This is a genomic window from Kitasatospora sp. NPDC001095, assembly GCF_053598615.1.
Genome location: NZ_JBSFKQ010000023.1, coordinates 51,317 through 76,030, shown reverse-complemented (window position 1 = coordinate 76,030; position 24,714 = coordinate 51,317). Strand labels below are relative to the sequence as shown.

Annotated in this window: 25 protein-coding genes and 2 pseudogenes; 16 read left to right on the top strand and 11 right to left on the bottom strand. The window is 71.5% G+C overall.

Annotated features, from left to right (window positions below; genetic code table 11):
• Window positions 1–250: 250 nt before the first annotated feature.
• Window positions 251–1,585 carry an alpha/beta fold hydrolase gene (locus tag ACWDBB_RS20405; protein ID WP_449790945.1) on the bottom strand — a complete coding sequence of 445 codons (1,335 nt, stop codon included), beginning with the start codon at window positions 1,583–1,585 and terminating at the stop codon, window positions 251–253.
• A gap of 47 nt (window positions 1,586–1,632) precedes the next feature.
• Entirely contained in the window at window positions 1,633–1,992 is a 360-nt protein-coding gene (locus tag ACWDBB_RS20400) for a hypothetical protein (RefSeq protein ID WP_449790944.1), read from the bottom strand.
• A gap of 281 nt (window positions 1,993–2,273) precedes the next feature.
• On the opposite strand from ACWDBB_RS20400, the gene ACWDBB_RS20395 reads away from it, so the two are divergent.
• Window positions 2,274–2,513, top strand: a complete 240-nt coding sequence (locus tag ACWDBB_RS20395; protein ID WP_449790943.1) for an SDR family NAD(P)-dependent oxidoreductase — start codon at window positions 2,274–2,276, stop codon at window positions 2,511–2,513.
• Between the two features lie 379 nt (window positions 2,514–2,892).
• On the opposite strand, the gene ACWDBB_RS20390 is transcribed toward ACWDBB_RS20395, so the two are convergent.
• The 3 genes from ACWDBB_RS20390 to ACWDBB_RS20380 all read right to left on the bottom strand — a co-directional run bounded on the left by ACWDBB_RS20390 (window position 2,893) and on the right by ACWDBB_RS20380 (window position 4,476).
• Window positions 2,893–3,036 carry a hypothetical protein gene (locus tag ACWDBB_RS20390; protein WP_449790942.1) on the bottom strand — a complete coding sequence of 48 codons (144 nt, stop codon included), beginning with the start codon at window positions 3,034–3,036 and terminating at the stop codon, window positions 2,893–2,895.
• Between the two features lie 51 nt (window positions 3,037–3,087).
• Window positions 3,088–4,056, bottom strand: coding sequence for an alpha/beta hydrolase (locus ACWDBB_RS20385; RefSeq protein ID WP_449790941.1), 969 nt, complete (start codon window positions 4,054–4,056; stop codon window positions 3,088–3,090).
• Between the two features lie 102 nt (window positions 4,057–4,158).
• Window positions 4,159–4,476 carry a putative quinol monooxygenase gene (locus ACWDBB_RS20380; protein WP_449790940.1) on the bottom strand — a complete coding sequence of 106 codons (318 nt, stop codon included), beginning with the start codon at window positions 4,474–4,476 and terminating at the stop codon, window positions 4,159–4,161.
• Window positions 4,477–4,619: 143 nt separating this feature from the next.
• Between ACWDBB_RS20380 and ACWDBB_RS20375 the strand changes: the two genes are divergently transcribed.
• Window positions 4,620–5,513: an AraC family transcriptional regulator gene (locus tag ACWDBB_RS20375; RefSeq protein ID WP_449790939.1), complete on the top strand. Its 894-nt coding sequence runs from the start codon at window positions 4,620–4,622 to the stop codon at window positions 5,511–5,513.
• 154 nt (window positions 5,514–5,667) lie between these two features.
• Complete coding sequence (locus tag ACWDBB_RS20370; RefSeq protein WP_449790938.1) at window positions 5,668–6,417, top strand: SDR family oxidoreductase; 750 nt, start codon at window positions 5,668–5,670, stop codon at window positions 6,415–6,417.
• A 336-nt stretch (window positions 6,418–6,753) separates the two neighbouring features.
• Here ACWDBB_RS20370 and ACWDBB_RS20365 read toward each other — a convergent pair.
• Window positions 6,754–7,029, bottom strand: a pseudogene (locus ACWDBB_RS20365) (DNA polymerase ligase N-terminal domain-containing protein); the annotation flags it as partial.
• 128 nt (window positions 7,030–7,157) lie between these two features.
• On the opposite strand from ACWDBB_RS20365, the gene ACWDBB_RS20360 reads away from it, so the two are divergent.
• Window positions 7,158–7,796 (top strand): endonuclease, encoded by a 639-nt coding sequence (locus ACWDBB_RS20360; RefSeq protein WP_449790937.1) that lies wholly within the window; start codon window positions 7,158–7,160, stop codon window positions 7,794–7,796.
• A gap of 151 nt (window positions 7,797–7,947) precedes the next feature.
• On the opposite strand, the gene ACWDBB_RS20355 is transcribed toward ACWDBB_RS20360, so the two are convergent.
• Both ACWDBB_RS20355 and ACWDBB_RS20350 read right to left on the bottom strand, forming a co-directional pair.
• Complete coding sequence (locus ACWDBB_RS20355) at window positions 7,948–8,595, bottom strand: hypothetical protein (RefSeq protein ID WP_449790936.1); 648 nt, start codon at window positions 8,593–8,595, stop codon at window positions 7,948–7,950.
• A gap of 272 nt (window positions 8,596–8,867) precedes the next feature.
• A complete protein-coding gene (locus ACWDBB_RS20350; protein WP_449790935.1) occupies window positions 8,868–9,869 on the bottom strand; it encodes a LacI family DNA-binding transcriptional regulator in 1,002 nt (333 codons plus the stop codon).
• A gap of 213 nt (window positions 9,870–10,082) precedes the next feature.
• On the opposite strand from ACWDBB_RS20350, the gene ACWDBB_RS20345 reads away from it, so the two are divergent.
• Window positions 10,083–11,819: an amidase gene (locus ACWDBB_RS20345; RefSeq protein ID WP_449790934.1), complete on the top strand. Its 1,737-nt coding sequence runs from the start codon at window positions 10,083–10,085 to the stop codon at window positions 11,817–11,819.
• Window positions 11,820–11,926: 107 nt separating this feature from the next.
• On the opposite strand, the gene ACWDBB_RS20340 is transcribed toward ACWDBB_RS20345, so the two are convergent.
• Together ACWDBB_RS20340 and ACWDBB_RS20335 are read right to left on the bottom strand one after the other, a co-directional pair.
• A complete protein-coding gene (locus tag ACWDBB_RS20340) occupies window positions 11,927–12,118 on the bottom strand; it encodes a hypothetical protein (protein ID WP_449790933.1) in 192 nt (63 codons plus the stop codon).
• Between the two features lie 78 nt (window positions 12,119–12,196).
• Entirely contained in the window at window positions 12,197–12,613 is a 417-nt protein-coding gene (locus ACWDBB_RS20335; RefSeq protein ID WP_449790932.1) for an Hsp20/alpha crystallin family protein, read from the bottom strand.
• Window positions 12,614–12,863: 250 nt separating this feature from the next.
• On the opposite strand from ACWDBB_RS20335, the gene dnaK reads away from it, so the two are divergent.
• The 10 genes from dnaK to ACWDBB_RS20285 all read left to right on the top strand — a co-directional run bounded on the left by dnaK (window position 12,864) and on the right by ACWDBB_RS20285 (window position 23,179).
• Complete coding sequence (gene dnaK / locus ACWDBB_RS20330; protein ID WP_449790931.1) at window positions 12,864–14,753, top strand: molecular chaperone DnaK; 1,890 nt, start codon at window positions 12,864–12,866, stop codon at window positions 14,751–14,753.
• A 48-nt stretch (window positions 14,754–14,801) separates the two neighbouring features.
• Window positions 14,802–15,398, top strand: coding sequence for a nucleotide exchange factor GrpE (locus tag ACWDBB_RS20325; RefSeq protein ID WP_449790930.1), 597 nt, complete (start codon window positions 14,802–14,804; stop codon window positions 15,396–15,398).
• A 9-nt stretch (window positions 15,399–15,407) separates the two neighbouring features.
• Window positions 15,408–16,430, top strand: a complete 1,023-nt coding sequence (locus tag ACWDBB_RS20320) for a DnaJ C-terminal domain-containing protein (protein WP_449790929.1) — start codon at window positions 15,408–15,410, stop codon at window positions 16,428–16,430.
• Window positions 16,431–16,436: 6 nt separating this feature from the next.
• Window positions 16,437–16,763 carry a chaperone modulator CbpM gene (locus ACWDBB_RS20315; RefSeq protein WP_449790928.1) on the top strand — a complete coding sequence of 109 codons (327 nt, stop codon included), beginning with the start codon at window positions 16,437–16,439 and terminating at the stop codon, window positions 16,761–16,763.
• Between the two features lie 7 nt (window positions 16,764–16,770).
• Window positions 16,771–19,410 carry an ATP-dependent chaperone ClpB gene (gene clpB, locus ACWDBB_RS20310; protein WP_449790927.1) on the top strand — a complete coding sequence of 880 codons (2,640 nt, stop codon included), beginning with the start codon at window positions 16,771–16,773 and terminating at the stop codon, window positions 19,408–19,410.
• Window positions 19,411–19,653: 243 nt separating this feature from the next.
• Complete coding sequence (locus ACWDBB_RS20305) at window positions 19,654–20,070, top strand: hypothetical protein (protein WP_449790926.1); 417 nt, start codon at window positions 19,654–19,656, stop codon at window positions 20,068–20,070.
• Between the two features lie 4 nt (window positions 20,071–20,074).
• Entirely contained in the window at window positions 20,075–20,566 is a 492-nt protein-coding gene (locus ACWDBB_RS20300; RefSeq protein ID WP_449790925.1) for a hypothetical protein, read from the top strand.
• Between the two features lie 47 nt (window positions 20,567–20,613).
• The gene (locus ACWDBB_RS20295) at window positions 20,614–20,979 is read left to right on the top strand and encodes a hypothetical protein (protein WP_449790924.1); all 366 of its coding nucleotides are present in this window, start codon (window positions 20,614–20,616) and stop codon (window positions 20,977–20,979) included.
• Between the two features lie 108 nt (window positions 20,980–21,087).
• Entirely contained in the window at window positions 21,088–22,260 is a 1,173-nt protein-coding gene (locus ACWDBB_RS20290; RefSeq protein ID WP_449790923.1) for a baeRF2 domain-containing protein, read from the top strand.
• A gap of 127 nt (window positions 22,261–22,387) precedes the next feature.
• Window positions 22,388–23,179: a maleylpyruvate isomerase family mycothiol-dependent enzyme gene (locus ACWDBB_RS20285; RefSeq protein ID WP_449790922.1), complete on the top strand. Its 792-nt coding sequence runs from the start codon at window positions 22,388–22,390 to the stop codon at window positions 23,177–23,179.
• 99 nt (window positions 23,180–23,278) lie between these two features.
• On the opposite strand, the pseudogene ACWDBB_RS20280 reads toward ACWDBB_RS20285, so the two are convergent.
• Window positions 23,279–23,491: pseudogene (locus ACWDBB_RS20280) on the bottom strand (flavodoxin family protein); the annotation flags it as partial.
• Between the two features lie 511 nt (window positions 23,492–24,002).
• Here ACWDBB_RS20280 and ACWDBB_RS20275 point away from each other — a divergent pair.
• Complete coding sequence (locus ACWDBB_RS20275; protein WP_449790921.1) at window positions 24,003–24,662, top strand: DUF4232 domain-containing protein; 660 nt, start codon at window positions 24,003–24,005, stop codon at window positions 24,660–24,662.
• Window positions 24,663–24,714: the final 52 nt, after the last annotated feature.

Genomic DNA, 24,714 nt, shown 5'->3' with positions numbered 1-24,714 from the left:
TTCAGCGATATCCGGACGCGGTTGTCGTCGTTCCCGCGCCAGACCTGGACCTGGGCGCCGGGGGGACTGCGGGCCGCCGAAATGGTGTCACTGGACATCAGGAGGACGGCGGCGAGGACGGCCGTCAACAGACTGCCACCTCGGAAGAGTCTGGACCCGGACTCCCCCGTTCGAACAATGGATGGGAAACACCCGGGTCGCCGTCGGCACGGCGACCCGGGCACCTCTCTTGGCGCTGTCCTCGCCGGAGCTACCGCAACACCCGGAAGGCGGCGCGGAGTTCTTGGGCCAGGAGCTGCGGCTGCTCCCAGGCGGCGAAGTGGCCGCCCCTGTCGACCTCGTTCCAGTGGATGATGTTGCCGAAGGTCCGCTCGCCCCAGCTGCGCGGTGCGGGGTAGATCTCGGAGGGGAAGACCGTCACTGCGACCGGCACCTTCGGAATGGACACCGCGTTGAACGGTCCGCCGCCGGACTGGGCGCCCTCCCAGTACAGCCGGCACGAGGACGCGCCGGTGCCGGTCAGCCAGTACATCGAGATCGCGTCGAGCATCTCGTCGTAGGTGAGGACCTTCTCGGGCTCACCATCGGAGTCCGTCCACTCCGCGAACTTGTCGTAGTAGTAGGACGCCATGCCCACCGGGGAGTCGGTGAGGGAGTAGGCGATCGTCTGGGGGGTCTGGTTCATCATCGCCGCGTAGCCGAAGCCGTCGCGGTAGAAGTGCACCAGCCGGTCATACGCCCGCTTCTCCTCGGCCGACAGGTTCACCGGGGCTGGGTCGAAGTTGCGCACCCGGCGCAGGACGTCGTCCGGCACGGTCCCCGGCATGTTGATGTGGATGCCGAGCAGGCCCTTCGGCTGCTGGACGGCGAGCACCTCGGAGAGGATCGCGCCGTGGTCGCCGCCCTGCGAGACGTACTCCGGGTACCCGAGGCGCATCATCAGCTCGTGGAAGGCACGCGCCGTGCGGGGGAAGTTCCACCCGGGCTTGGTCGGCTTGCCCGAGAAGCCGTAGCCGGGCAGGGTCGGCAGGACCAGGTGGAAGGCGTCCTCTGCGCGCCCGCCGTGCGCCGTGGGGTCGGTCAACGGGCCGATGACCTTCAGCAGTTCGACGATCGAGCCGGGCCAGCCGTGCGTCATCAGCATCGGCATGGCGCCGGCGTGCCGGGAGCGGATGTGGGCGAACTGGATGTCCAGCCCGTCGATCTCGGTGATGTACTGCGGCAGGTCGTTGAGGCGCCCCTCGAGGGTGCGCCATTCGTACCGGGTGCCCCAGTACTCCATCAGCGGCCGCATCTTCGCCAGTTGAGCGCCCTGGGTGCGGCTGCCGACGGTCTCGCGGTCGGGCCACCGGGTCTCGCGGACGCGCCGCCGCAGGTCGTTGAGGTCCGCCTGCGGGACCTTGATGCGGAAAGGGCGGATGCCGGCGCCCGGCCGCAGTGCGCCGCCGGGCTCCGTCTCCCGGCCGGTGGCCGCCCGGGCCGGGGCGGACAGGCCGACCTGTCCGGCGACGACACCGGCCGCCGCGAGACCGAGGAAGCGGCGTCGACCGGTGTCGGGCCTGCTCATGGCTTCGTGCGCTGCCATCGAGGACTCCTTGTGTCGAAACGGAAGGTGAGGTGTTCCGCCCGCCGTCAGGCCGGGACCACCCGGTAACTCAGCACCGGCCACGGCAGGTTGGACTGGGCCAGCGAGCCGGTGGCCCACGAGTGGGCGCCGGTGCAGCCCGCGCCGGCGTACAGCACCACGGACGCGGAGCCGGAGACGACCTGGACCGAGCGGGCGGGCGCCGACAGCGTGTGGCAGGTGCCGATGTCGTCGAGGTCGACCGTGGTCACCTCGCCGCTCCCGCCAGTGCCCGAGTAGAGGTGGGCGCCCGGCTGCAACGGGGGCCAGCCGGCGGCGTTCGCCGATCCGGCGCCGATGCCCAGCACGGCGGCGGCGACGGTCGCCGCGGCGGCCGAGCCGCGGAGCACGGCCTTGGGTGTGAACATGTGAACCACCTTCTCTGTCTGTGTGACGGTGTTGCCGGAGGTACTGCCGTGGGAGGGCTCAGACCCGGTCTGGGTCCCTTCGGAGCGGGCGTGCGCTCTCCATCCTTGGTTCCGCACCGTCGTTCGGCATCGGTCATTTGACGGTGCTCGCAGGTACTGGGTGAACGGGTCTCCACCGATTCACGGGCCGCAGTCAGATGACCGATGTGCGGTCCCGTCGCCGACGGGCACTGTGGTGATCGCGGCCCGAACCCACCTGTTCGCGAGAGAGGTCCATCGTCATGAGCGTCTCCGGCGTCGCCCCGGTCACCGGGGCCACGACCGGCATCGGGAGGGAGACCAGCCTGGCCCTGGCCCGCGCCGGCCACGCCGCCGTCGTCTCCGGCCGCCGCAAGGAGGCGGGCGAGGCCGTCGCCTGCGAGGTCCGCGACAACGGCGGGGAGGCCGCCTGGCCGACGAGCCCACCAGCCGCTTCCAGCAGATGCTCACCACGAACGTGCTCGGCGTCTTCTGGGGCATGAAGTACCAGATCCAGCAGATGCTGGCCCAGGACACCCCCGGCGGCTCCATCGTCAACCTGGCCTCGATGACGGAGAGCAGGTCCTGGCGACGGCTCGGCGGCCGGAGCACTGACCGCACAGCTCTCAGAGCTGGGGCCGGTCGCGCTCCTGGCCGGTCGCGAGACCGGGGTGGAGCTCGCCGACGCCCTCTCCGAGCGGCTGGGGCTGGCCTCCAACGGCACCGCCCTGAGCAGCGCGCGACGCGACAAGTACGTGCAGATCGAAACGATCAAGGCGCAGGGCGTCCCAGGCATGCGGCAGCTGCGAACAGATGACGAAGCCGAACTGCTGGCCTGGCACGAGAAAGTGGGCGGGACCGTGGTCGTCAAACCCTGCGCGGCTACTGGGGTGACGGCGTGTCGTTCTGCGACCTGCCGCAGGACTCGGTCGCCGCGCTGCGCAGGCTGCGCAGCCGCCGTACGGTGCTCGGCGAGCCGATCACCGAGGTCGTCGCCCAGGAGTACCTGGTGGGCGCCGAGTACATCGTGAACACGGTCAGTTGCGCGGGTGTGCACCAGCTGACCGTCGACTTCCCCTATGCGGCGGGGTTCGTGGGCAGGAGTCGGGCGAGCCAGTCGGTGCGGGTTCGGCGGGCTGTGGCCGAGATGTGTGCCTGCGGGTACAGGGCGTCGAATCCGTGGAAGCCTCCTGCCCAGACGTGGAGTTCGGCCTGGCCGCCGGCCGCCCAGATGCGGGTGGCGTAGTCGGTGTCCTCGTCGCGGAAGACTTCGGCGGAGCCGGTGTCGATGTAGGTGGTCGGCAGGCCCGCGAGGTCGTCGGCCAGGGCGGGTGAGACGTATGCGGGTACCTCGTCGTCGGTGAGGTCGCCGAGGAGGCAGCGCCATCCGAATTCGTTCATCTCGCGGGTCCAGACGCCGGGCCCGTTCGAGTACTGGAGGCTGGAGGTGGTGGTGTTGCGGTGGTCGAGCATGGGGCCGATCAGGACTTGGGCGGCGATCGTCGGGGTGCCGAGGTCGCGGGCCAGCAGGGTGACGCCGGCGGCGAGGCCGCCGCCCGCGCTGGCGCCTGCGACGACGATCCGGGCGGGGTCGATGCCCAGTTCGGCGGCGTGGTCGGCGATCCAGAGCAGTCCCTGGTAGCAGTCGTCGACCGGGATGGTGCCGGTGGACTCGGGCGCGAGCCGGTAGTCGACGGAGACCACGACGGCGCCGAACGCGTCGAGCCACTCCAGCGGGATGTCGATCTGTGAGAAGCGGTCGCCCATGACCATCCCGCCGCCGTGCATCCAGTAGACGCAGGGTGCGGCGGTGGTTCGATCGCTGTTCGCGGGGCTGAAGACGGACAAGGGGATCCGGGTGCCGTCCGGACTCGCAGCGGTGACCTCGCGCCGGTCGATCGCGCGACCTTCGAGGAGGGGTTCGACGGGCATCGAGGAGAAGGGGCGTACCTGCGCCAGCACTTCCGGGCTGAGCTGGGACATCAGCGGCATGTCGGCCAGGAGTTCATGCAGTTCGGGGTCGAGGGAGGGGCGTGCTGTGGTCATGGTCGTTGCCCTTCATGGGTGGTGGCGGACGGTCGGGCGAGGACGGGGTCGCCTCGGCGGGCACCGCGGCGGCAGGGGCTGGGGTGTGGGGTGTTCGGCGGGTCAGAAGGCGGCCTTGCCGCGGACCGGCACGTAGTCGGTGTACTCGGACTCCTTGGCCAGCAGTCCGCCGATCTGCGCCACGATGCCCTGGGCGGCCTCGCCGGCGAAGATCCGGTGGTGGTCCTCCTCGCTGGTCCAGCCCTCGGTGACGTGGACGACGTCGGGGGCGGACGCGGAACGGGAGACGAGGTAGACCACGCAGGACTCGCTCGCGCCGGGGCTGCCCTCGTGCAGGCCGGTCAGCAGCAGGTCGACGAGCCGGTCGCCCATTCCGGGCCTGGCGGTCAGCGTGGCGTTGAAGCCGTACGTGACAATCATGGAGGCCTTCTTCTGCGTTGTGGAGTGCGGTGATTCCATCCAATCGCCGTGACCTGCGTAAACGTTAGAACGATGCTCGCTGGTACTTGCACGATCCTCGCGAGTACGGGAATTGCAACACAGAACAGTGCTGCAATGGACGCATGCACCTCGAAGAGCTCCGCACCCTGCTGGCCCGGCACGCCCGGCCCGACTGGACCACCGCCATCGACGGCGTCCTCATCTCCAAGGTCGACCGGCCGGATCCGCCGGCGCCCTCGATGTCCGGCACGGTGCTCGCAGTCATCGCCCAGGGCGCCAAACGCCTCGCGCTGGGCGACCGGGTCTACGCGTACGGCGCCGGGCAGTACCTAGTCGCATCCGTCGACCTGCCCGTCACCGGACAGTTCATCCAGGCCGCCCCCGAGCAGCCGGCCCTCGGCTTCGGCCTCACGCTGGAACCGTCCGCCGTCGCCGAACTGCTGCTGCAAGCCGGTCCCGGCGACATCCCCCGCCCCGCCGGAGGCACTCCGTCGGGGATCGCCGTAAGCGACGCCCCGCCCGCGCTGCTCGACGCGGTGGTCCGGCTGCTGCGCCTGCTCGACGAGCCCAGCGACCGCGCCGTACTGGCCCCGCTGGTCAAACGCGAGATCCTCTGGCGCCTGATCACCGGCGAGCAGGGCGCGACGGTGCGCCAGCTCGGCCTCGCCGACAGCGGCCTCAGCCATGTCGCCCGGGCCGTGCGCTGGATCCGCGAGCACTACGCCGAGCCCTTCCGGGTCGAGGACGTGGCACGGCTGTCCGGGATGAGCGTCTCCGCGTTCTACCGCAACTTCCAGGCGGTGACCGCGATGAGCCCCATCCAGTTCCAGAAACAGATCCGGCTCCAGGAGGCCCGGCTGCTGCTCGCCACCCACCCGGGCGACGTCACCGGAGTCGGCCGCCGCGTCGGCTACGACAACCCGTCGCAGTTCAGCCGCGAGTACCGCCGCCAGTTCGGCGCACCCCCGAGCCAGGACGCGGCCCGCCTGCGAGGCACTGCAGGCGTCCTTCCTTGAGCGGCCGGACCATGAGGGAGGATCGTGCAAGACGAAGCGACGATAGTTCTACTGTTCCAGCAGGTCAGAGCGATTCAATGGGATCACCCGTGCTTCCGCGGGCAGGAAAGTGCCTGTCCATCCGCGGATCCCACCACATCGCAAGGATCACCGCATGAAGACAGTTCTGATCACTGGTGCCTCATCCGGATACGGACGGGAGACCGCCCTGTACTTCCACTCGCAGGGGTGGAACGTCATCGCCACGATGCGGACGCCGCGTGCGGGCGTCCTGCCCGAGTCGGACCGGCTCCGCGTCGTCGAGCTCGACGTGACCAAGCCCCGGAGCATCACCGCCGCGTTCGAGGCGGCCGGGCCCATCGACGTCCTGGTCAACAACGCGGGCGTCCCGTCGATCAGCGTGTTCGAGGGCACCCCCATGGCCCGAGTGCGGGAAGTCTTCGAAACCAACACGTTCGGCGTGATGGCGACGACGCAGGCGGTGCTGCCCCAGTTCCGCGAGCGCGGCTCCGGCGTGGTGGTCAACGTGACCTCCAGCGTGGTGCTGGGCCACATGCCGCTCTCGGCCGTCTACAAGGCAAGCAAGATGGCCATCGAGGGGTTCACCGCATCCCTCGCGCTCGAGCTCGCGCCCTTCGGTGTACAGGCGAAGACGGTCCAGCCGGGCGCCTGCCTGACGACGAACTTCGCGGCCAACGCGACGAAGGGCGCCTCGCTGGACGAGCTGGTCCCGGCGCCCTACGCACCATGGGCGAAGAAGGCCATGGGCGACTTCACGGGCCAGGACCTGTTCACCAAGGAGAGCGACGTCGCCGAGACAGTGTGGCGAGCCGTGCACGACACGACCGGCCAGCTGCGATTCCCCGCCGGCCCCGACGCGGTCTCACTCTCCCAGGCGAAGTGATCAGCCAGCAGGCAAGGTCACGCCGCACTGATCGCCAGGAGCCGGCCCCGCGCCCACGCACCGGGTCGGCTCGCCGTCGGGCGCTCACCCCGATGAACGGGAACCTGACCAACGACGAGAAGCCGGACCGGTTCGCCCTGAGCCACGGTCACCGCCGGGGACGCCGTCTACGCCCTGGGGCACAGCGGTACAGCGTCTGCCCGTAGCTACACGAGTGCCGACCGACAAGGAGCGGTCAGTGGTGCTGGTCGGTGCCGGGATCGCGCAACGGCCGCAGCCCGCCCGGAAGCTCCGGCAGCTGGAAGGAGTACCTGGCGTGCCTCGCTCGCGGATGAAGGGGTGCTCCTCGGTGGGCACGGCCAAGCGCTTGTCGTGCGGGTCACCGGACGGCCCCTTGGGAACCGACCAGGACTTGAGCACACCGTCGACCTCCAGGCGGAAGTCGACGGGCATTGGTGCCGGCGCTGGGGGCACCCGGCCGGGGGCTGGGGGGATCTGCACCACGAAGCCGGGCTCCCGGCCGGCACCGGTGCCGCCCTCGCCGCTGGGCTCGCGGGTCCTTCGGAAGTCCCGCTTCCGGCGGTCCTCCGCCAGCGTCTCCGTTCCGGGCATCACCGCTCCTCCTCCGATCCGTCGCCGCGCCTACCTTGCCGACATCGCCCGACACGTTCGGCTTGGGGGCGCGGATTCGGGGCAGCCGCAGCACTGCGGGGCTTCACGGAAGGCGAGGTACCAGGGCGATGACAGTCGACACGATCACCTCCCGGCTGCTGTCCGAACACGGCCGGACGTACGCCGAGGAGGCCAGCATCACGCTGCGCGACAAGCCCGCGCCGTTGTACCAACTGCTGGTGCTCACGGTGCTCTGCTCGATCCGCATCAAGGCCGACACGGCCACCGCCGCCGCCCGGGAGCTGTTCCGGGCGGGCCTGCGGACACCCCGGGCGATGGCCGACTCCGACTGGCAGGACCGCGTGGACGCGCTGGGCCGCGCCCACTACGTGCGGTACGACGAGAGCACCGCCACCGCTCTCGGCGAAGGGGCTCAGCTGGTGCTCGACCGCTGGCACGGCGACCTGCGCCGGATGCGGGAGGAGGCCGACGGCGACCCGGACGCCCTGCGCGACCTGCTGCGGGAGGTTCCGAGGATCGGCCCGGTCGGCGCGGACATCTTCTGCCGGGAGGCCCAGACGGTCTGGCCGCAGCTGCGCCCGTTCTTCGACGACCGGGCGTGCGGCACGGCGAAGGACCTCGGTCTGCCGCACACGCCCCGCGGTCTCGGCGACCTGGTGCCGCCGGAGGACCTCGCGAGACTGGCCGCCGCTCTGGTGAGGGTCAGCCTCTCGAAGGACGCGGCGAAGGACCTCCAGGCCGCGTGACGCCGCCGTCCCCCGGAGGAAACGCTGACCGCCTTCCGTGACGCGCGGACCACCACACCGCCGAGGGTCCCGTACTCCCCGAGACCGTGATCGATATGTGACGGTCGGGCCTCGGTGCCGAAGCCGGTGCCGAAGTGGTACCGGCGAAGAGTCAGTGGAACACGATGGCATGGCCGCCGGCGATGCTCGTCAGGCATGCCCGGTGGAGCTGGTGCCAGGCGAAACGCTCGGTCTCGAACGGTTCGTCCGTCGTGGGATCCGCGGTCACCCCGGCCTCCCCCGTCACGAAGGGAACGCCCTTGTCGTCAAGGTGGATGCCGATCGACGACGCCATGCCCGAAAGTTCAGCCAGCAGGCGCTGACTGGAGCCGACGATTCCGGCGCCCTCGACTTCCGCCTCGTCGGGAAGGAAGAGCGGGTCCTCGAAGTCGACCGGCACGTAGTAGCCGGCACTGTCGGAATGGCAGAGCAGATGAGAATCGAACCTCGTCATCTCGTCCCGAACCTTCTCGCAGTCGAGCTCGTACTGGCGCTCACTGACCTCCAGAGCCGACGTGACGGGTTCACCGAGGTCCGTGAGCACCAGAATGCGGCGCAGCTGGGTCAGGTACCCGTAGGGGAAGCCGCCGGAGAAGGTGCGGGTTCGAGGCGGATCGGTCATCTCCGGCTCCTGCCAGCTGATCTCCTCCGCCTTGAGCGCCCGGCCGAGGCGGGCGAAGGCCGAGCGGTGGTATTCGAGCCCCTCGGCGTCATTGCGAGCCTGGTCGTAGAGGAGTCCCACGGATATCGAAAGTCCCATGGGCCTCACTGTAGGAGCGGCCTCTGACAGCGGCGGCCCCGCCCCCGCGGTGACACCGAGCGGCTGCGCCAGGACCCGCTGCCACCACTCCCGCGCACAGCAGGCATGACACGGCGTCGAGCGCCGGGCAGACCGTGGCAGCGCGCGTACGCGCCGCGCCCTTCCGGTGGGGCGGGGCCCTGCGGGACCCGGATTCGGTGCCCTGGCGCTGCTCCGGTCCGTGCTCACCCATGCCCCCGCACCCATGGCTCGACGGGGCGCGTGAACCGGTGTCAGGCCCGGCCGGCCGTGGACGCCCGGACGTTCAGCGTCCAGTCCTGGCGACGGACGGTGCCGGGCTCGGCCGTTCCGGCCAACAGGTCAGCGAGAAGGGCCGCACAGGCCCGACCGTAGTCCGCGGGCCGCAGGTCGACCGCCGTCACCTGCGGGCTGGATCCGCGTGCGGCGGCGCCGTCGACACACGCCGCCACCAGCAGATCGGTTCCTGGGCGCAGGCCGGCCCGCGCCGCGGCCGCGAGCACCCCGACCACCGCGCCGTCGGGGGCGCTGACCACCGCGTCCAGGCCCGGCATGCCGGCGACCAGGTCCGCGGTGACGGCCTCGACTTCGGCCGGCGTCGCCGCGAACGGCACCGTCCGCACGATCACCTCGGCGCCCTCCCGGCGGCTCCAGGTCCGCGCGGCACGCCGCAGCGCCGCCGCCCAGTCCGAAGCCGGGCCGGGCACCAGCAGCGCCGGGCGGCGGGCGCCGCGCTCGGCGAGGTGGTCCAGCAGGGCGAGCAGCGAGGCCGCGTTGTCGCACACCACCGCGCCGCTCGGCGCGGCTCCCCCGCCGAGGTGGCGCTCGCCGGTGACGACCGGCACCCCCGCGTTCAGCAGGTCCGGCACGGTCTGGTCGTCGACCTCGGGGTCGATCACCAGCAGGCCGTCGACCCGGGAGGCGAGCCTGCCGCCGGATGCCGTGCCGGGGGCCAGCAGGACGAGGTCCAGACCGTCCTCCCTGGCCCGCTCGACCGCGCCGAACGCCAGGTTCATGTAGTAGTCCAGGCGGGTCGCGGTGCGCGGCAGGTGCAGCCCGATCGCGCCCGTGCTGGAACGACGCAGGCTGCGCGCCGCGGTGTTCGGCCGGTAGCCGAGCTCCCGGGCCACCTCCCGGATCCGCTCCCGCGTGGTTCCGGAGACACGGCCGGAGCCGCCCAGCGCGTTGGAGGCGGTGCTCTTGGACACCCCGGCCGCCCGGGCCACGTCGATCAGGGTCACGGAGCGGCTGGTCACAGCCCGGAAGTCTAGACCCAGCCCCGCACCGATCCCCATCCCGGCTCCCGCGCCTTGCTGGAACGTTCCAGCAGTACGTAAGGTGCAAGCGCTGGAACGTTCCAGCACCAGCTGCCGATCTCTGCACCCGGCCGTACGACCGGACGCATCCCGACCGCGAACCGCCCGACCGGCGGTTCGTCACCCCGACCCGACCATCCAGGAGACACCCGCATGACGCGCGGATTCGATGTTGTGGAGACCGGTATCGCCGAGCTGCGCACGGCGCTGGAGAAGGGCGAGACCACCGCGGTCGGCCTGCTCGACGCCTACCTCGCGCGGATCGAGGCGTACGACCGGCCGGGCACCGCCACCGCGCTCAACGCGATGGTCGTGATGAACCCGGACGCCCGTGCCGAGGCCGAGGCCTCCGACGCCCGCCGCGCGCGCGGCGAGACCCTCGGCCCGCTGGACGGCATCCCGTACACCGCCAAGGACAGCTACCTCGCCAAGGGTCTGACCGCCGCGGCCGGCTCGCCGGCCTTCGAGCACCTCGTCGCCCAGCGCGACGCCTTCGCCATCGAGCGGCTGCGCGCCGGCGGGGCCGTCCTCATCGGCCTGACCAACATGCCGCCGATGGCCAACGGCGGCATGCAGCGCGGCGTGTACGGCCGCGCGGAGAGCCCGTACAGCGCCGACTGGCTCACCAGCGCCTACGGCTCCGGCTCCTCCAACGGCTCCGGCACCGCGACGGCCGCGTCCTTCGGCGCCTTCGGCCTCGGCGAGGAGACCTGGTCCTCGGGCCGGGCGCCCGCCTCCAACAACGCGCTGTGCGCCTACACCCCCAGCCGCGGCGTCATCTCGGTGCGCGGCAACTGGCCGCTCGTACCGACCATGGACGTCGTCGTCCCGCACACCCGCACCATGGCCGACCTGCTCGAACTGCTCGACGTCGTGGTCGGCGACGACCCGGAGACCCGCGGCGACCTCTGGCGCTCCCAGCCGTGGGTGCCGATCCCCGCCGCGTCGCAGGTGCGCCCCGCCTCGTACCCGGCGCTCGCACCCGCCGACCCGGCGGCGGCGCGCGCCACGCTGGCCGGCAAGCGCGTCGGTGTTCCCCGGATGTACATCAACGCCGATCCCGACGCCGGCACCAACCCCGAGGGCGGCATCGGCGGGCCGACCGGCCTGCGGATCGACACCCGCCCCTCGGTGATCGACCTGTGGGACGCCGCCCGCCACGACCTGGAGGCGGCCGGCGCCGAGGTCGTCGAGGTCGACTTCCCGGTCGTGACCAACTACGAGTCCGACCGCCCCGGCGCGCCCTCGCTGTTCACCCGCGGCCTGGTCGGCCGTGACTACCTCGCCGTGGAGATCGAGGACCTCTCCGCCTGGGCCTGGGACGACTTCCTGCGCGCCAACGGCGACCCTGCGCTCGCCACCCTGGCCGAGGTCGACGGCGACCGCATCTTCCCCAAGCACGAGGGTGAACTCCCCGACCGCTACGACAACTTCGACGACTCGATCGGCGACTACCCGCGCTTCGTGCGGGAGCGCCCGTACGCGTCCTTCACCGACATGCCGCACCTGGAGCAGGGGCTGCGCGGGCTGGAGGAGACCCGCCGGGTCGACCTGGAGCTGTGGATGGACGGACTGGGCCTGGACGCGGTGGTGTTCCCCGCCGTCGCCGACGTGGCGCCCGCCGACATGGACGTCTCCGAGGCGTCCGCCGACCTCGGCTGGCGCAACGGCGTCTGGGTCGCCAACGGCAACCTGGTCCCCCGCCATCTCGGCATCCCGACGGTCACCGTCCCCATGGGCACCATGGCGGACACCGGCATGCCGGTCGGCCTGACCTTCGCGGGCCGCGCCTATGACGACAACGCCCTGCTGGCCCTCGGCGCCGCCTTCGAGGCGACCGGCAGCCGCCGGACGGAACCGCCGCGCACCCCGCGCCTGTCGGCGCGCTGAGGACACCCCGGGGCCCGGGTCGGCAGAACCGCTGCCGGCCCGGGCCCCGGTCGCGCGCCCGGCCGCGGCTCCGCAGCTCCCTCAGCCCCCGCCCCCGGGTCCCGCGGTCAGGAGGAGTCGCGGGCGACCAGCTCGCCGGTCATCAGGTCCCGGCTGACCGGCGGCGCGTCCGGCTCGGCGACCACCCGGTCGACCAGCTCGGCCGGCTCCTCGCCGGACGGCAGCCGCATCCGGACCGAGCTCGGCCGGGGCCGGAGCAGCCGGGCCGGCAGTAGGTCGTCCGCGCCGAGCAGGGCCACTCCCCGGGGACGTCCCGCTCCCGGCTCGTGGAGTCCCCGCGGCGTCCGCCTGCAGAGACTCCAGCACCGGACGGTCGGTCAGGACCGCAGTTCCTTCTTGCCGCCCTTGATTTCGATCTTGTGAGGCTTGGCCTGCTCGGCTACCGGGATGTGCAGCTTCAGCACACCCGCCTCATAGGCGGCCTCGATGTGTTCGGTGTCGAGTGCCTCCCCGAGGGAGAGCTGGCGGGTGAACGTGCCGACCGGTCGCTCGGAGATCAGGACCTGGGCGTCGTCCCCGTACGCCGGCTTGCGCTCGGCGGTCACGGTCAGTGCCCCGTTGTCGACCTGCACGTCGACGGAGTCGGGATCGACACCGGGCAGGTCGAAGGTGACCCACACCTCGCCGTCCTCCCGCCAGGCGTCCATCGGCACCGCCGGCAGGCGCCGCCCGGCGTCGAAGAGCTCCTGGGTGACACGGTCCAGTGCACGGAAGGGATCACTCTGCAGCAGCATCGTGCTTCGCCTCCTCGGATCTCGACTGCTGCTGTCGGGTGGTATTGCCCGACATTTCTGATATACCTCGGCGCAGGAGACTTGACAAGACCAGGCTCAGGTCAACCTGCCGCCCTTCCGCGCCGGTTCGGCGGAGCGGACCGGTTTGGGTGGGTATCGCAGGGAAAGGCGCAGTGCAAGGCTCCCGGCGGGACGTGCCGTGCAGTCGGTCCACCACGCCGGGGTGGCGGTCCAACGCGGAGGCAGGGCGATGGCGAAGGCTGTGGGCATCGATCTGGGAACGACGAACTCGGTGATCGCCGTGTACGAGGGCGGGCAGCCGAGGGTGATCACCAACGCGGAGGGCGGGCGGACGACGCCGTCGGTGGTGGCGTTCACCGACACCGGGGAGCGCCTGGTGGGGCAGATGGCGCGCCGGCAGGCGGTGCTGAACCCTCAGGGCACGGTGTACTCCGCGAAGCGGTTCGTCGGCCGCCGCTTCGCCGAGGTGGGCACGGAGGCGGAACAGGTCTCGTACGAGGTGGTGGCGGGTCCGGAGGACGCGGCACGGTTCTCGGTGCGGGGCAAGTCGTACGCCCCGGAGGAGGTGTCGGCCGCGGTGCTGCGCAAGCTCGCGGAGGACGCGTCGAAGCAGCTGGGCGAGAAGGTCTCGCAGGCCGTGATCACGGTGCCCGCGTACTTCAACGACGCGCAGCGGCAGGCGACGAAGGACGCCGGCCGGATCGCGGGGCTGGAGGTGCTGCGGATCGTGAACGAGCCGACCGCGGCAGCGCTCGCGTACGGGCTGGACAAGAAGCGGCACGAGACGGTGCTGGTCTTCGACCTGGGCGGCGGCACGTTCGATGTCAGCATTCTGGACGTGGGCGACGGCGTGGTGGAGGTGCGGTCGACCGCCGGTGACACACACCTGGGCGGTGACGATTTCGACCGGCGCCTGGTGGACCATCTGGCGGACGACTTCAAGCGGCTGAACGGCATCGATCTGCGGCGTGACCCGCAGGCGCTGCAGCGGCTCTACGAGGCGGCCGAGAAGGCGAAGGTGGAGCTGTCGGCCACCGCGCAGACGCAGATCAACCTGCCGTTCGTCACGGCGGACGCCTCCGGGCCCAAGCACCTGACGACCACGGTCTCCCGGGCCGCCTTCGAACAGCTCACCGCCGATCTGGTGGAGCGGTGCATGGGCCCGGTGCGGCAGGCGATGGCGGACGGCAAGGTGAGCGCTGATGACCTGGACGAGGTCATCCTGGTCGGCGGGTCGACCCGGATCCCGGCGGTGCAGGCGCTGGTGCGCCGCCTGACCGGCGGCAAGGACCCGAACATGTCCGTCAATCCGGACGAGGTCGTGGCTCTCGGCGCGGCCGTGCAGGCCGCGGTGCTCCAGGGCGAGGTCAAGGACGTCCTGCTGCTGGACGTCACGCCGCTGTCCCTGGGCGTGGAGACGCTCGGCGGGCTGATGACCAGACTGATCGAGCGCAACACCACCATTCCGACCCGGCGCAGCGAAACGTTCACCACCGCCGAGGACAACCAGCCGGCCGTGGACGTGGTCGTGCTGCAGGGCGAGCGCGAGCGGGCCGCCGACAACCGGGTGCTGGGCCGGGTGCGGCTGGAGAACATCCGGGCCGCGCCCCGCGGCGTGCCCCAGATCGAGGTGACGTTCGACATCGACGCCAACGGCATCCTGAACGTGTCCGCGAAGGACAAGGACACCGGCGCCCAGCAGAGCATCACCGTCTCCGGCAGCGGGACGCTGGAGGAGTCCGAGGTGCAGAAGATGGTCGAGGAGGCCGAGCGCAACCGGGCCGAGGACTCCCGCATCCGGGAGCTGGTGGAGGCGCGCAACGAACTCGACAGCGTCGCCTACCAGGTGGAGCGGCGGCTCGCCGAGCTGGGGGACGTGGTCGCGGTGCACGACAAGGCCAGGGCCGAGGCGCTGGTGGCGGACGCGCGGCAGGCCGTCAAGGAGGAGGCGCCGCTGGAGCGGGTGCGTTCCCTGACCGGAGACCTGCAGCAGGTGCTGCACGGCCTCGCAGCCTCCGGTGGCGGGCCGGACGGCGGTTCGGCGCAGGGCGGGCCCGCGGGCGGGCGCCCGCCGGGCGGCGATGACGACGTGATCGACGCCGAGTTCAGGCCCGGCTGATCCAGGTGGGAAGCGACCCGATGAGGCGGGCTGTGGGGTGATGTCCCGATGAGCGACGAGGCACGAGAGCCCGCGCGGCGGGCTGAGGACCCGGTCGGCGCCGAGCCGGCCGGACAGGGCGGGCCGGCGGACGACGCCACGCCCGGTGGCGTCGAGGCGCCCGCCACCGGAGGGCCGACCGAGCGACCCGCGGGTGTTCCGGTGCTGCCGGAACTGGACGTCGAGGAGTTGCGGGACCGCTGGCAGCGGGCCGTGGCGGAGACGCAGAACCTCCGCAAGCGCTACGAGCGCGAGCTGGCGCAGGCAGGCCAAGTCGAACGCGACCGGGTGACCGCCGCGTGGCTGCCGGTCCTGGACCACCTGGAGCTCGCGCTGCACCATGCCGCGGCCGATCCGCACAGCATCGTCGCCGGGGTCCAGGCCGTGTGCCGCCAGGCGTACGCGGTGCTCGAGCAGCTCGGGTACCGGCGGATCGCCGAACCCGGTGAGCCCTTCGATCCGGCCCGGCACGAGGCCGCCCAGGTCCGCCCCGACTCGAGCGCCCCACCGGGCAGCATCCTCGAGGTGCTGCGCGCCGGTTACGACAGCGACAACGGACTGCTGCGCCCGGCGGTGGTGTCGGTGGCCGCGAAAGCGCAGGAGTGAGCGGGCTCCATGGCATCGAACCGTGACTACTACGACGTGCTGGGGGTCTCCCGGCAGGCCGGCGGCGAGGAGATCCAGAACGCGTACCGCCGTCTGGCGCGCCGCTGGCATCCGGACCTCAACAAGGAGCCGGGGGCCGAGGAGCGGTTCAAGGAGATCAGCGAGGCGTACCAGGTCCTCTCCGACCCGGGCAGCAGGGCCCGCTACGACCGGTTCGGACCGGCGTGGCAGCAGGTGGGCGAGGGTGCGACGGCCGGTCCGGGCGGTCCGTTCTGGGCGGGCGGGGCGGGCGGGGGCCGCCGGGTGTACGTGAACACCGGCGGTGGCCAGGGCTTCGGTGCGGGCGGCTTCGGTGCGGGCGACTTCGGTGCGGGCGGTTTCGGTGCGGGCGGTTTCGGTGCGGGCGGTTTCGCCGGGGCCGACTTCGAGGACCTGTTCGGCGGCGCAGGCCGCGGCCCGGGCGGCTTCGGCCGGATGCCGGGCGCCGACCAGGAGGCCGAGATCACCCTCCCGGTGGAAGACGCCTACACCGGCGGCAGGCGCCGCATCACGCTCGACACCGCAGCCGGAGAACGCAGTTACGAGGTCAACATTCCGCGTGGAGTCACCGACGGGCAGCGCATCCGCCTGGCCGGGCAGGGCGGGGCGGCCAGCGGCGGTGGACAGGCCGGCGACCTGTACCTGGTCGTGCGCCTGGCCCCGCATCCGCGCTACCGCGTCCAGGGCAGGGACATCACCGTCGACCTGCCGGTCGCCCCGTGGGAAGCCGCCCTGGGAGCCTCGGTGCCGGTCGAGACCCCCGGCGGGCCGGCCAAAGTGGACCTGCCGCCGGGTTCGTCCAGCGGGCGCAGGCTGCGGCTGCGCGGACGCGGCATGCCCAACCCGCGCGGCCCGGCCGGCGACCTGTACGCCGAAGTGAAGATCATGGTTCCGCCGGAGCCGGCCCCGGCCGAACGCGACCTGTACCGGCGCCTGGCCGAGGAATCCGGCTTCGATCCCCGAGCGCACCACAGCAGCAGGAGAAGGGGCTGATCGGACATGACGCACACCCCGGACCGTTACCCGCTGGTGCGCGTGGTCGGCGTCCGCCGGATCGGCGTCACCCTGGGCGAGTTCGCCGCCGCCACCGGACTGCACCCCGACCTGGTGCGCCGCTACGTCGCACTCGGCCTGCTGGAACCCGGCACCGGTCCGGCCGGTCAGCCGTACTTCGACGCCACCCACCTGGGGCGGGTGGCCCGCATCCAGCGCCTGCGCTCCGGCCTGGGCCTCAACTACGCCGCCCTCGGAGTCGTCCTCGACCTGCTGGACCGCATCGACCGACTCGAAGCCGCACTCGCCCGACGCCCCACCACCGGGAGATGACTCCGCCGTGGACATGAACCGGCTGACGCAGAAATCCCAGGAAGCCCTGCAGGACGCCCAGACCAAGGCCCTGCGCTTCGGCCACGTCGAGGTCGACGGTGAACACCTGCTGCTGGCCCTGCTCGACCAGGCCGACGGGCTGATCCCCCGGCTGCTCACCTCCGCCGGAGCCGACGCCGACCAGGTGCGCGCCGCAGTGGAGGCCGCACTCGCCCGCCGCCCGAGCGTGTCCGGCCCCGGCGCCCAGCCGGGGCAGGTGTTCCTCACCCAGCGCCTGGCCCGCCTGCTGGACACCGCCGAACAGGAGGCCGAACGGCTCAAGGACGAGTACGTGTCCGTCGAGCACCTCCTGCTCGCCCTGCTGCAGGAAGGCACCGACAGCGCCGCCGGGCGCATCCTGCACGACCAGGGCCTGAACCGGGAGCGCTTCCTGAACGCGCTGACCGGCGTGCGCGGCAACCAGCGCGTCACCTCCGCCATGCCCGAGGTCACGTACGAGGCGCTGGAGAAGTACGGGCGCGACCTCGTCGCCGAGGCCCGCGCCGGCAAGCTCGATCCGGTCATCGGCCGTGACGCGGAGATCCGTCGCGTCGTGCAGATCCTCTCCCGCAAGACGAAGAACAACCCCGTGCTGATCGGCGACCCGGGCGTGGGCAAGACCGCCATCGCCGAAGGACTGGCCCAGCGCATCGCCCACGGCGACGTCCCCGAGGGCCTGCGCGACAAGACCGTCTTCGCCCTCGACCTCGCCTCCCTGGTCGCCGGCGCCAAGTACCGCGGCGAGTTCGAGGAACGCCTCAAGGCCGTCCTCCACGAAGTCACCGCCGCCGCCGGGCGCATCCTGCTGTTCGTCGACGAGATGCACACCGTCGTCGGCGCCGGCGCGGCCGAAGGCTCCATGGACGCCGGCAACATGCTCAAGCCCATGCTCGCCCGCGGCGAACTGCACATGATCGGCGCCACCACCCTGGACGAGTACCGCAAACACGTCGAGAAGGACGCCGCTCTCGAACGCCGCTTCCAACCCGTGATGATCGACGAACCCAGCGAGGAGGACGCCGTCTCCATCCTGCGGGGCCTTCGCGAACGCCTCGAGGTCTTCCACGGCGTCAAGATCCAGGACAGCGCCCTGGTCGCCGCCGTCACCCTCTCCCACCGCTACATCTCCGACCGCTTCCTACCCGACAAGGCCATCGACCTCGTCGACGAAGCGTGCGCCATGCTGCGTACCGAGATCGACTCCATGCCCGCCGAACTCGACGAACTCACCCGCCGGGTACGCCGCCTGGAGATCGAGGAAGCCGCCCTCGCCAAGGAGGACGACCCCGCCGGCCGCAACCGCCTGTCCGAACTGCGCAGCGAACTGGCCGACGCCCGCGCCGCGGCCGACGCCCTGCGCGCCCAGTGGGAATCGGAACGCCAAGCCCTGCGCAAGGTCCAGGCCCTGCGCGAGGAGATCGAACAGGTCCGCACCCAGGCGGAGGACGCCGAACGCTCCTACGACCTCAACCGCGCCGCCGAACTGCGCCACGGCCGCCTGCCCGACCTCGAACGCCGCCTGCGCGCGGAAGAGGACCAGCTGGCCGTCAAGCAGGGCGGGCGACGGCTGCTGCGGGAGGTCGTCACCGACGACGAGATCGCCGCCATCGTCGCCCGCTGGACCGGCATCCCCGTCAGCCGCCTGCTGGAGGGCGAGCGGCACAAGCTCCTGCGGCTGGACGAGATCCTCCACGAACGCGTCATCGGCCAGGACGAAGCCGTCCAACTCGTCGCCGACGCCGTCATCCGCGCCCGCTCCGGCGTCAAGGACCCCCGCAGGCCCATCGGCTCCTTCCTCTTCCTCGGCCCCACCGGCGTCGGCAAGACCGAACTCGCCCGCACACTGGCCGCAGCCCTGTTCGACACCGAGGACAACATGGTCCGCCTCGACATGAGCGAGTACCAGGAGCGGCACACGGTCTCCCGCCTCGTCGGCGCCCCACCCGGCTACGTCGGCTACGAAGAGGGCGGCCAGCTCACCGAAGCGGTGCGCCGCAAGCCCTACAGCGTCGTGCTGCTGGACGAGGTGGAGAAGGCCCACCCGGACGTCTTCAACACACTGCTACAGCTGCTCGACGACGGCCGGCTCACTGACGCCCAGGGCCACACCGTCGACTTCCGCAACACCGTGGTCATCATGACCAGCAACATCGGCTCCCACCACCTCCTCGACGGAGTCACCCCCGACGGCGAGATCAAAGAAGGCGCCCGCGCCGCCGTCATGGACGAACTGCGCCGCCACTTCCGGCCCGAGTTCCTCAACCGCATCGACGACGTCGTCCTCTTCAAGCCACTCACCCTGCCCGAGATCGAACGCGTCGTCGACCTGCTGACCGAGGACCTGCGCCACCGCCTCGCCGACCGCCGCCTGGACCTGCGCCTGACCGAAGCGGCCCGCCGCCACATCGCCGACCAGGGATTCGACCCCGTCTACGGGGCCCGGCCCCTGCGGCGCTTCATCCAGCGCGAAGTCGAAACCCGCATCGGCCGGGCCCTGCTCGCCGGCGACATCGCCGACGGCTCGACCGTCACCGCCGACGCCGAAGCAGGACACCTCACCATCCACATCGCCGAGCCTGCCGCAGCCGCACCGCACGCCCCTCGATGATCCGGCCGACCGCCCGCCACAGCCCGGATGCACCCCTGGCCCGCCTCCGCTCAAGGATCGTGATGTTGGAGACAACCTGGACGCCCGCTTCAAGGAAACCTCGTTCTGCGGTTGTGTCGACGACCGGTTTGGAGGTATACGGACTGGTGGGGCGGTCCACAGGACGGCCCGGCTGGATGCCGTGCCGCCGCAGCGACTGCGTGAGCCGGACAGCGAACCGCGTCGACGAAGGAGGTGTCGACAGTGATCACGGAACTGGCACTGGAACGCGTGGAGTTCACCTGCGGCCACTGCTGGCGCCAGTGGAGCATGGACTACGACGTCCAGCACTACCGCGATGACGACGAACGGGACTGGGAGTACTTCTCCCGCGACGGCGTAGTGGTGGACTCGCCGTACACTCCCCAGGGTGCACCGCCCTGCCCCGAGTGCGGGCGCCGCTGGGTGGGACGCGTTCTCGCCCGCCGGCTCATTCCGACGCCGCCGGGCCCGGTCGGTACACCGCGTCTGTCGATCGGGGACGCCGCGGGTCACCGGCCGGAGCGGCACGGTGCGCCGCCGCTCGGTGCGGGGGATCACGCCCAGCCGGCGCAGGCCGGTGCGCCTGACCCGGACGGTGACCGGGCGAAGGTCGACACCGACGCCGGAGAGGGGGTGTGAGGCGGTGGCGAGGCTGACGGTCGAAGGCGCGGACCTGGTGGTCCGGCTGCGCTGGTGGGAGCGGCTCGTGGCGCGGTCTGGGCCGGTGCGGGTGCCGCTGACGGCGGTGGAGCAGGTCACGGTCACCAGGCAGCCGTGGAGGGTTGTCCGCGGAGTTCGCGAGAGCGGCCTGCTGGTCCCCGGCCGGCTGTGCCTGGGGGTGTGGCGGCATCCCGGCGGCCGGGACTTCGTGGCCCTGCGTCCGTCCAAGGACGTCGTGGTGAGCGTCGACCTGAACCGGCCCTCGCCGTTCACGCGCGTCGCGGTCCATTCGACCGAGGCGCCGCGAACGGTGGCCGAACTGCGCGCGGCGATGAGCGGGGCCGCCGTCGCGGCGCAGGAGCACGATGAGGGAGCCCCCGGAGCGGTGCCGGAGCCCGAGAGGCCGCCCGTGTGCCTGGCTCCGTCCCGGCCCGGCGCCAGGGGCCGACCGGTGCGCGTTCCGGTCCACGCCTGAGCACCGGCCGGCATCGAGGTGCAGATCAAGGAGGTGGCGTGATGCTCATGGATCGCACACCGTGCGAGATCGCGGTCGCAGCCGCCGATGAGGTCCGTCGTCTCAACGAGTGCACGGTGCGGACCGGCGCCTGTCCCTATCCGACGGACGTCCATCACACCATCGGCGCGCTGGCCGGTCTGCTGGAGCAGTTGCCGCGTTCACTGCACCAGCTCGCCGCCGGTCTGAACGCGATCGACCCGGAGCATCTGGCCGTCTACGCCGACCCGCCGACTCCCGTTCAGCGGCAGGCGGAGGTCGCGTCCGAGCTGGGTCAGGCCATTGCCGCGGTCGAGCGCGCCTGCGCCCACCTGCGCCGGGCGCAGCACACCGCGGCGGAGCTGGTCTACACCGGCCCGGTCCCGGGGATCTGACCAGCGCTGGAGGCGGTGCTGACTCCGGGTCGCCCTCGAGGACTCCGGCGACGCCTGGACGAACCGCTCCGAGGACGATGACCGAGGGATGACCGAAGGGAGGACACCGTGAAATCCCAGTTCCTGCACCGCCTCTACGAGCCTGCCTCCCCCGTCGCGTCCGTGTATCTCGACACTTCCCGCGACATCGACGATCCGGACCCGGCGATCGAACTGCGATGGCGGCACCTGCGGGACAACCTCGTGGCCCATGAAGCCGACACGGACACCGTCCAGTCGATCGGCACGGTCGTCGCGGGGGCCGGAAGAGACCGGGACGTCACGGGCCGACACGGACAGGCCGTCTTCGCATCCGCGGGACGAATCCTGCTGGACGAACGCCTTCCGGAGCCGCCGGCCCGGGACACCGCCCGCTATGGCGTGCTGCCCGACGTCCTGCCGCTGCTCCTCCAACGCGCCCCGGACATCCCGTACGCCGCCGTCTCCCTCCACCGCGTCCACCCGACTCACGACGCTGAGGCCCAAGATGAGCTGGAGGTCGACCACGACGTGGGCCGATGGCCGCACAACCGCGTCAACTCGGCCGCCGGCCACCAGCGGATCCCGCTCGGCAGCTGGCCGCAGGAGGCCGGGCGGATCCTCGGCCAACTGGCAGACGCCGCTCCGGACGACACCCCCGAACTGGTCGTGATCGCCGGAGACTCCTGGGCCGCGAACACGCTGATCCGCCTGGCCCCGGGCCGTCTGGCACGCCGGATCGTCCGATTGCGTGAGGCCGACCACCACCGGCCCGAGCCCGGCCGTGCAGTCCTGGAGAAGGAGGTCGGCCTGCTGATGGCCGACCGGCTGGCCGACCGTGATCAGCACCGAGTCGATGCCTTCCTCGCCGGCCGTGCCCGCGACCAGGACACGAGTGAGGGGCTGGCCGCTACCGTCGCGGCTCTTCAGCGCGGCCAGGCAGCCGCCCTGCTGATCAGTCCCGCTCTGCCGGCCCTGCCGCCGCTGTGGGCCGGTGCGGCGCCGACTGATCTCGCGCTTTCCGGTGCGGAGCTCGAAGTCTTCGGTGTCCGCTACTACTGGGAGGAGAGTGCGGCAGACGCGCTGGTGCGGGCCGCCGTGGGCACGAACACGGAGCTGATCGTGGTTCCCCCCGACCAGGTGGCTCTGCCGGACGGGGTCGCGGTCCTGCCCCGGTACCGCGATGGCGGGCCTGAGCACAGTGAAGCGCGGATCGCAGGGAGCGTACCGAGTGGACGAGTTCCGAACCCCAGCTTGGAGTGAAGCCGATGGGGAACTGCGGTGGTTTCCAAGGAGGTTCGGTGTCGGCGGCGGTTCGGGCGGCGGCGTCGGCAGGCGGCGGCCGGGAAATTCGCTTTCGGCCGCCGGAGTGCGGTGATAGACAGTCGTAGTGCAGAAGAACCTTGAACTCCCTGACCTGCTGCGACTGATCGACGAGCGGGCGACGGCCTTCCGGGCCGCGATCGCCGCCGCTCCCAGCCTGGACGTGCAGGTGCCGACCTGTCCCGAGTGGACGCTGTTCGACCTGGCGCAGCACCTGGGCTCGGGCCGCCCGTTCTGGGCCGCCGTCGTCGAGGCCGGCCCGGCCGACGCCCCGCCGGCCGAGGCCATAGCGGCGCGCGCCGAGGCGCAGGCGCCCCGGGAGCGCGAGGCATTGGTGACCTGGCTGGCCGCGTCGACGCGGGAACTGCTGGACACCCTGCGGGAGGTCGGCCCGGACGCCGAGTGCTGGACGTGGTGGGGCGCCTCGCAGTCGCCGCGGACCAGCGGTGCCGTCGCCCGGCACCAGCTTCAGGAGATCGCGATGCACACCTATGACGCCCAGCTCACCGTGGGCGCCGCGCAGCCGCTGCCGGCGGAGGTGGCGCTGGACGGCGTCGAGGACTTCCTGTTCACCTGCTGCGCGTGGTCGGGCGTTTGGCCGCACGAGCCGGCCGTCGTCGACTACCACGCCACCGAGGGCCGCTCCTGGCGCTTCACGGTCGAGGCAGATGGCGCCCGCGCGGTCCGCCTCCCGGCTGCCGGCGAGGGCGAGGCCCAGGCCCCGGCCGACGCCTCTGCCCGGGGCACGGCCGGTGAGCTGGTCCTGTGGTTCTACGGACGCACCCCGCTGGACTCGGTGAAGATCGACGGCGACCGGGGCATCTTCGAGCGGCTCTTCGCCTGGGACCCGAACGCGTAAGGCGTGGTCGACGACGCGGCGCCCGGTCGCGTCGTCGGCTCATCCGACCGGGCCCTGGGCGGAGCGTCGCGAGGCCCGAGATCACAAATGCCCGGCGACTCAGCGGTGTTCGGGGTTCTCGAAGTCGAAGCGGCAGCCGGCGTCCCACTCGGAGCGCTGGTTGCCGTGGGCCGGGATGCCGCCGGCGTCCTTGAGCATGCGGGCCAAGTGGAGCTGGTTCCAGGTCATGAAGGTGGTGTTGCGGTTGGTGAAGTCGTTCTCCGGGCCGCCCGACCCGGGGTCGAGGTACGACGGCCCCGGGCCCGCCTCCCCCCTACTTGACCAGCGGCAATTCCTGGCCTGCCTCCAGTGTCCCGAAGCCGTTCATCTGGATCGCCTTGCCGCGAACGATCAGGTCCGCCCCGGAATAGCGATCATGACAGCATGCCGGCCTGAACACCGGTCATCACGACCCGAAACCACCCCAAGGAACTACACAGCTGGGTACGCGTGACGGCCAGGACGACGGGCACTGCCTCGGAGTTCTCAGCACGTGGCCGGAAGGACTGACCCCAGCCACGAAACAAGATCCTCGGCACCTCGCCCAGCCCCTGCCAGGCGACGAGGCACCCACGAAAGCACCTCGCCACCGGCTCCTCCCGAGATCTCGAGGCTCCGGTGACCCGGTTGCGGATCACGTGTCTTGTCTCGCTGGGCGGCCCCGGTCCCACCCGACTCAACACAAGCCGTAACGGATCGTGACAACCCCGTCGTTGTGGCGCATGCTCGAAGTGCGACCGGGCGCCGACGGGAGAGGCCCGACTCCACGACGGGAGTGTGCGAGATGACTACCCACTCGAACCGCCACCAAGCACCTTCCGTCGTCACAGCCTTCGCGGTGCTGGCCGCTGCGGTGCTGGCTCTGGCCAGCTGTTCGGACAGTTCGGGCCATGGCTCCAGCAGCGCGGGCAATGTGACCGCGCCGTCCAGCAGCAGTCCCTCGACGATTACCCCGCCGAGCACCGATCCGCCAGGCACCACCGCGTCGCCCAGCGCCCCCGTCCCCGCTGCTGGACCTCAGGAGTGTGCGACCAGCCGACTGACCGTTGCGCAAACCGACGTGAGCCTCGGCGCGGGTCAGTACTATTCGACCTTGGTGTTCACGAACACCTCTGACACAGCCTGCACGATGATCGGCTACCCGGGCGTGTCGTATGTTGCCGAGAACGGCATTCAGTCGGGCAACCCCGCTGACCGCTCCCCAGGCACGGTCGCCACGGTCACGCTGCCGCCGCACGGTACGGCGGGCGCGGTGCTGCACGATGCCAACGGCGTGAGCGGGTACGACCCGGCGCAGTGCCGGCTCGCACCCGCCGAGGGGCTACGGATCTACCCTCCGAACCAGACGGCCGCGCTGTTCCTCCCCTGGAAGACCGAGCACTGCACGGGCCCGACCACCCACTCCCTCATGATTGGCCCGGTCCAGCAACATCCGGTCCACTGACCAGCACGTGACCGGTAGGTGGGACCGTCGATTCAGCGGACAGTCGCCGCTG